Source organism: Patulibacter sp. NPDC049589, from assembly GCF_040675535.1.
In the GTDB taxonomy this organism is placed as follows: Bacteria; Actinomycetota; Thermoleophilia; order Solirubrobacterales; family Solirubrobacteraceae; genus Patulibacter.
In genome coordinates this window covers 1-3,794 of record NZ_JBFAPC010000289.1, presented here as the reverse complement: position 1 = coordinate 3,794, position 3,794 = coordinate 1, and the positions used below count along the sequence as shown (strand labels likewise).

Below are 3,794 nucleotides of genomic sequence, written 5' to 3'. Positions count from 1 at the left end.
GGGACACCCGTGCAGGGACGCTCGATGTCGCGATCCCGAAGCTCCGGCAGGGGTCCTATTTCCCGTCGTTTCTCGAACCCAGGAAGCGGCACGAGCAGGCGCTGGTGAGCGTGGTGCAGGAGGCCTACGTCAACGGCGTGTCGACGCGGAAGGTCGACCGGCTGGTCGAGCAGATGGGGCTGCAGGGCTTGTCGAAGGACCAGGTCTCGAGGATGTGCGCCGGCCTCGACGAGCAGGTCCACGCGTTTCGCAACCGGCCGCTGGAAGGGCGCTATCCGTACGTGTGGCTGGACGCGAAGATCGAACGCGTCCGTCAGGGCGACAGCGTCCGGCACAAGGCCCTGGTCGTCGCCTACGGCGTGAACGAACAGGGCGTCCGCGAAGTGCTCGGCCTCGACGTCGGCGAGTCAGAGACCGAAGCGTTCTGGACCGAGTTCCTGCACTCCCTCAGAGCGCGTGGCCTGACCGGGGTGCAGCTGGTGATGAGCGACGCGCACCAAGGCTTGAAGAACGCGATCGCTCGGGTCCTGACCGCTCGGTGGCAGCGGTGCTGCGTGCACTTCGCCCGTGACATGACCGGCCACGTCGGCGCGGCGCAGCGGCAGCTCGTGACCGCCGCGATCCGGCAGATCTTCACCGCCGAGAACGGCAAGGCCGCCCGCACCCGGCTCGGCGAGGTCGTGCAGCAGCTCGAGGGGCCCGCGCCGAAGGTCGCCCGGCTGCTTGAGGGCGCGGAGGAGGACCTCCTCGGGTTCTACGACTTCCCGAAGGAACACTGGGCAAAGCTGCGGTCGACCAACCCGCTGGAGCGCCTGAATCGCGAGATCGGCAGGCGCTCCGATGTCGTCGGGATCTACCCCAGCGACCAGGCGCTGATGCGCCTCGCCGGCATGGTCCTGCTCGAGCAGAACGACGAATGGCTCGTCGGCCGGCGGTACCTCTCCGAGACCTCGATGCAGCTGGTGAAGAACCGGCCCGCACCGGCCCCAGAGGCGACGCCGGTGCAGCTGGCCGCCTGACCCACAACCGTCCGGCGTGGTGCCCGGCCCGCTCGCCCTACGGGCTCGGCGACCGTCGGGCCGTCGTCCGGCCCCCCCGTGGCGCCCGCCGGCGCATCGCCGGCGCTCACGAGCCCCACCCGAACACGCGGGCGGCGTTGGCCGTCACGGCGGCCTCGAGCTCCTCGTAGGACTGGTCGCGCTGCGCGGCGACGAAGCGGGCCGTCTCGGTGACGTACGCGGACTGGTTGCGCTCGCGGCGCCGCTTCTGCGGCGTCAGGTACGGCGCGTCGGTCTCCACCAGGATCCGGTCGTCGGGCACCGTCGCGGCCGCGAGCGCCAGGTCGGCGTTCTTCGGGTAGGTGACGTTGCCGGCAAAGGACACGTACCAACCCTGCTCGAGGCACTCGTGCAGCCGGTCGGGCATCGAGAAGCAGTGGAGGATCACGACGACCCCCTGCGCGTGCTCGCGGAGGGTCGCGATCGACTCGTCCTCGGCCGCGCGGGTGTGGATCACGAGCGGCTTCGCCGTCTCGCGCGCGATCTCGATCTGGTCGCGGAAGGCCGCGCGCTGGTCGTCGGCGGGCGCGCCCTCGCGGAACCAGTCCAGGCCGGTCTCGCCGATCGCGGCGCAGCGCGGGTGCGCGGCGAGCTCCCGCAGGTCGGCGCCCGCGGCGGCGTCGTAGCCCTCCGCCGCGTTGGGGTGCCGTCCGACGGCGGCCCAGACCTCGTCGAACGCCTCGGCCGCCTTGAGGGCCGTGCGGTTGCTCGCCTCGTCCATGCCGACCGTGAGGATCCGCCGGACGCCCGCCGCGCGCGCGTTGCCGACGAGCTCGTCGTTCTGCGGCTCGCAGGAGTCCAGGTGGGTGTGGCTGTCGATCATGCGACGGCTCCGGCGGCCGACGGGCGGGCGGCGACCGGCGTGGCGCGGCCGGCCCCCGCGACGCGCGAGGTCACGCGGCCGCCCGGTCCTTGGGGAACAGCGGAGCGAGCTCGCCGACGGCGTGCGCGGCGCCGGTGCCGAGCTCGGCGCCCGACCAGGCGAGGTCGGGCGAGCCGAGCGCGTCGAGCAGCACGACGGTGCTCGCCGGCAGCCACGGGTGCAGCAGGACGGCGAGCACGCGGACGCCCTCGACCAGGGTGCGCAGAACGCGGTCGAGGTCGGCCGTGGCGGCCGCAATCGCGGCGGGGTCCGCGCCCTCCGCCGACGGGTCGGCCTTCTCCGCCTTGGCCAGCGTCCAGGGCGCCGTGGTCTCGACGAAGCGGTTCAGCAGGCGGACGCGCTCCCAGATCGCCTCGAGCGCCTGGCTGATCTGGCCGTCGTCGAGCATCCGGGCGACCGTGTCGGCCAAGCCCGTGAAGGACGCCGCGATCTGGGGATCGACCGCGACGTCGGGGACCACGGCGTCGCGGTAGCGGCGGACCATCGCCGTCGAGCGCGACGCGAGGTTGCCGAAGTCGTTGGCGAGCTCGGACTCGTAGCGGAGCTTCAGGCCCTCGAGCGACACGGAGCCGTCGGAGCCGAAGGCGACCTCGCGCAGCAGGTAGAAGCGCACCGCGTCGGCGCCGTACTGCTCGATCGCCTCGAACGGGTCGAGCACGTTGCCCAGCGACTTGCTCATCTTCGTGCCGCCGACGAGCAGGAAGCCGCCGACCATCACGCGCGTCGGGACCTCCATCTCGGCGGCCATCAGGAGCGCCGGCCAGTAGATCGTGTGGAACTTCAGGATGTCCTTGCCGATGACGTGCGTCGCCGGCCAGTGGCTCGCCGTCAGGTCCTCGCCCTCGCGGCCGAAGCGCAGCGCGGTGACGTAGTTCAGGAGCGCGTCCCACCAGACGTAGAACACGTGCTCGAGGTCCCACGGGACCTCGACGCCCCAGGTGATCTGGTTGCGGCTGAGCGAGACGTCCTGCAGGCCGCCCTTGATGAAGGCGAGGGCCTCGTTGCGGCGCGACTGCGGGACGACCCAGTCGGGGCGGTCGGCGTAGAGCTGCTCGAGCCGCTCCTGGAAGGCGGAGAGCTTGAAGAACCAGTTGTTCTCTGACTCGCGCAGGAGCGGGATGCCGTGGATCGGGCAGGTGTTGCCCTCGGCGATCTCCGACTCCGTCTTGAAGTCGGCGCACTTCGGGCAGTACCAGCCTTCGTACTGACCCTCGTAGACCCAGCCGTTCTCCTTCACCTTCGTGAGGATCTCCTGCACGGCCGCCTTGTGGCGCGGGTCCGAGGTGCGGATGAAGAAGTCGTTGGACGCCTCCAGCACGGGGCCCATCGCCTGGAAGCGCGGGGCGTTCTCGTCGACGAGCTCCTGCGGCGTGATGCCGCGGTCCGCCGCGACGTTGGCGACGGGCTCGCCGTGCTCGTCCGTCCCGGTCAGGAAGAAGACGTCGTCGCCGCGCTGACGGTGGTTGCGCGCCAGGACGTCGGCCACGATCGTCGAGTACGCGTGGCCGAGGTGCGGCGCGGCGTTGACGTAGAAGATCGGGGTCGTGACGGAGTAGCCCATGCCGGACGGAGGGTACCGGCGCGGCGTCACCGGGCCGGGCGGGCCCCGGGGTGCGCGCGCAGGCCGGTCGGCCCCGTACGACCCCTGCCGTCGTCGCGGGTCGCCCCGCACGACCGGCGCCGCGGCCGCAGGTCAGCCCCGCGCCATCCGCGCCGTGCTCGCCGCGCCGGCCGCGCGGCGACGGATGCGGACCCGGACCGCGCCGGCGGGCAGCCCGAGCGGCGTCGAGTTGGGGTGCACCGCGTCGTAGGTCGAGATGCGGTCGCTCGCGACGAGCAGCAGCCGGTCCGCG

The 3,794-nt window shown here is 72.2% G+C and carries 3 protein-coding genes; 1 reads left to right on the top strand and 2 read right to left on the bottom strand.

The annotated features are described in order from the left end of the window. A partial coding sequence (locus AB0L40_RS27190; RefSeq protein ID WP_364361843.1) for an IS256 family transposase occupies window positions 1-1,019 on the top strand: 1,019 nt, incomplete at its 5' end. A 106-nt stretch (window positions 1,020-1,125) separates the two neighbouring features. Here AB0L40_RS27190 and AB0L40_RS27185 read toward each other — a convergent pair. Then, window positions 1,126-1,881 (bottom strand): TatD family hydrolase, encoded by a 756-nt coding sequence (locus AB0L40_RS27185; protein WP_364361841.1) that lies wholly within the window; start codon window positions 1,879-1,881, stop codon window positions 1,126-1,128. A gap of 70 nt (window positions 1,882-1,951) precedes the next feature. Continuing rightward, window positions 1,952-3,502 carry a methionine--tRNA ligase gene (locus AB0L40_RS27180; RefSeq protein WP_364361839.1) on the bottom strand — a complete coding sequence of 517 codons (1,551 nt, stop codon included), beginning with the start codon at window positions 3,500-3,502 and terminating at the stop codon, window positions 1,952-1,954. Between the last annotated feature and the right edge of the window lie 292 nt (window positions 3,503-3,794).